The sequence below is a fragment of the Kitasatospora sp. NPDC059571 genome, from assembly GCF_042735675.1.
Lineage (GTDB): Bacteria > Actinomycetota > Actinomycetes > Streptomycetales > Streptomycetaceae > Kitasatospora.
This window is the reverse complement of sequence record NZ_JBHWBW010000683.1, coordinates 1-2961: the sequence shown is the minus strand read 5'-3', so window position 1 is coordinate 2961 and position 2961 is coordinate 1. Positions and strand designations below refer to the sequence as shown.

Genomic DNA, 2961 nt, shown 5'->3' with positions numbered 1-2961 from the left:
GGGGACCCCCACGCCCCCCGCCGGGTCCCCCCCCCCGGGGCGGGGCCGTCGCAGGCCGGGGTCAGGAGCCGACCTTGCGCTTGTTCCAGACGTCGAAGCCGACCGCGGCGAGCAGCACCAGGCCCTTGATCACCTGCTGGTAGTCGGTGCCCACGCCGACCAGCGACATGCCGTTGTTCAGCACGCCCAGCACCAGGCCGCCGATGATCGCGCCGAGCACCGTGCCAACGCCGCCGGACGCCGACGCGCCGCCGATGAACGCCGCCGCGATCGCCTCCAGCTCGAAGTTGATGCCGGCCTGCGGGGTGCCCGCGTTCAGCCGGGCGGCGAAGACCAGGCCGGCCAGTGCCGCGAGCACGCCCATGTTGACGAAGGCCAGGAACACCACCCGCTTGCTCTTCACCCCGGACAGCTTCGCGGCCGGCTCGTTGCCGCCGATCGCGTACGTGTGCCGGCCGATGATCGAGTTGCGCATCAGGTAGCCGAAGCCCACCAGCAGCACCCCCAGGATCAGCAGCACGATCGGCGCACCGTGGTAGCTGGCCAGCAGCAGCGTGAAGACCAGCACCGCGGCCGTGATCGCCGCCAGCTTCGCCAGGAAGAACCCGAGCGGCAGCAGCTCCAGCCCGTACGCCGCGGCCTGCCGGCGGCCGCGGACCTCCTGCAGCACGGCGATCGCCAGCACGCCCAGGCCCAGCAGCAGCGTCAGGTTGTGGTAGTTGGTGTGCGGGCCGACCTCCGGCAGGAACCCGCTGCTGATCTTCTGGAAGCCCCGCGGGAACGGCGCGATCGACTGCCCCTGCAGAAGGATCTGGGTGCCGCCGCGGAAGAGCAGCATGCCGGCCAGCGTCACGATGAACGACGGGATGCCGATGTAGGCGATCCAGAAGCCCTGCCAGGCCCCCGCCGCACCGCCGATCAGCAGGGCGGCGACCAGCGCCAGCGGCCACGGGACCTGGTGCTTCACCATCATCACCGCCGCCGCCGCCCCGACGAACGCCGCCAGCGAGCCGACCGACAGGTCGATGTGCCCCGCGATGATGACGATCATCATGCCGATCGCCAGGATGAGGATGTAGCCGTTCTGCTGGATCAGGTTGGTGATGTTCAGCGGCTTGAGCAGGGTGCCGTCCGTCCAGATCTGGAACAGCACGACGATCAGCGCGAGCGCGACCAGCATGCCGTACTGGCGGACGTTGCCGCGCAGCGCCCGGGCCAGCAGCGCGCCGGTGGACGGGGCCTGCGCGGACGCGGCCGCTGCGGCCGGGGGCTTGGGAGTGGTCTCGGTCTGGGCCATGCCTTACACCTGCTCGGGTCGGGATGCCGCGGTCGGCGCGGCCGCGGGCTCGGGGGAGAGGGACTTCGGGGCGGCGCCCGCCGGGGCGGCGCGCGCGGTCATCAGCCGCATCAGCGACTCCTGGGTGGCCTCGGCGCGCGGCACCTCACCGGTGATCCGGCCCTCGGCCATCGTGTAGATGCGGTCGCACAGGCCCAGCAGCTCGGGCAGCTCCGAGGAGATCAGCAGCACCGCCCGGCCCTCCGCGGCCAGATCGGCGACCACCTGGTAGATCTCCGCCTTGGCACCGATGTCGATGCCGCGGGTCGGCTCGTCGAGGATCAGCACCTGCGGCTCAGCGAAGATCCACTTGCTGAGCACGACCTTCTGCTGGTTGCCGCCGGAGAGCTTGCCGGTCTCCGCGAACACGGACGGCGCCTTGATGTTCATCGACGCCCGGAACGACTCGGCGACCCGCGCCTCCTCGTGCCGGTTCACCCGGCCCCGCCGGGCGACCTTGCCCAGCGCGGACAGCGAGATGTTCCGGCTGATGTCGTCGATCAGGTTCAGCCCGAGGTGCTTGCGGTCCTCAGTGACGTACGCGATGCCGTGCCCGATCGCCTCCGGCACCGTCCGGGTCCGCACCTCCGCCCCGTTCACCAGCACCCGGCCGCCGGTGTACCGGCCGTACGACCGGCCGAAGACGCTCATCGCGAGCTCCGTGCGGCCGGCGCCCATCAGCCCGGCGATGCCGACGATCTCTCCGCTGCGCACGGTCAGCGAGGCGCCGTCGACGACGTTGCGCTGGTGGTCGATCGGGTGCTGGACCGTCCAGTCCTCGATCGCGAACGCCGTCGCGCCGATCTCGGGGGTCCGCTCGGGGTAGCGGTGCTCCAGGTCCCGGCCGACCATGCCGCGGATGATCCGGTCCTCCGCGATGCCGTCCGCGCCGACCGGGATGGTCTCGATCGTCCGGCCGTCCCGCAGGATCGTCACCGCGTCCGCGACCTGCGCGATCTCGTTCAGCTTGTGCGAGATGACGATGCAGCTGATGCCCTGGGCCTTGAGCTCCAGGATCAGGTCGAGCAGCTTGCGGCTGTCCTCGTCGTTCAGCGCGGCGGTCGGCTCGTCCAGGATGAGCAGCTTCACCTCCTTGGCGAGCGCCTTGGCGATCTCCACCAGCTGCTGCTTGCCGACACCGATGTCGGCGACCCGGGTCTGCGGCTGCTCGTGCAGCCCGACCCGCTCCAGCAGCTGCCGGGCGTGCTGCAGGGTCCGGTTCCAGCTGATGATGCCGCGCCTGGCGTGCTCGTTGCCGAGGAAGATGTTCTCGGCGATCGACAGGTACGGCACCAGCGCGAGCTCCTGGTGGATGATCACGATGCCGCGCTGCTCGCTGCCGCGGATGTCCTTGAAGCGGCAGGGCTCGCCCTCGAAGAGGATCTCCCCCTCGTAGCTGCCGTGCGGGTACACCCCGCTGAGCACCTTCATCAGGGTGGACTTGCCGGCGCCGTTCTCGCCGCAGATCGCGTGGATCTCACCGGCGGCGACGCTGAGGTTGACGTCGGACAGGGCCTTGACGCCGGGGAACGACTTGGTGATCGAACGCATCTCGAGGACGGGTCCGGCCATGGTGGTACATCCCAATCTCCGTGGGCGGTGCGGGCGGGGCCGTGGTTCCCGGC

2 protein-coding genes are annotated in these 2961 nt (G+C 70.6%); both read right to left on the bottom strand.

What is annotated here, in order from left to right; all coding sequences use genetic code 11:
- Positions 1-61: 61 nt before the first annotated feature.
- Positions 62-1297: a multiple monosaccharide ABC transporter permease gene (mmsB, locus tag ACFV0G_RS37780; protein ID WP_380557886.1), complete on the bottom strand. Its 1236-nt coding sequence runs from the start codon at positions 1295-1297 to the stop codon at positions 62-64.
- A gap of 3 nt (positions 1298-1300) precedes the next feature.
- Positions 1301-2908, bottom strand: a complete 1608-nt coding sequence (gene mmsA / locus ACFV0G_RS37775) for a multiple monosaccharide ABC transporter ATP-binding protein (RefSeq protein WP_380557883.1) — start codon at positions 2906-2908, stop codon at positions 1301-1303.
- Between the last annotated feature and the right edge of the window lie 53 nt (positions 2909-2961).

Excerpts from the sequence above, each read along its gene's own strand:
- mmsB (WP_380557886.1), bottom strand. The coding sequence starts at position 1,297 with ATGGCCCAGACCGAGACCACTCCCAAGCCCCCGGCCGCAGCGGCCGCG.
- mmsA (WP_380557883.1), bottom strand. The coding sequence starts at position 2,908 with ATGGCCGGACCCGTCCTCGAGATGCGTTCGATCACCAAGTCGTTCCCC.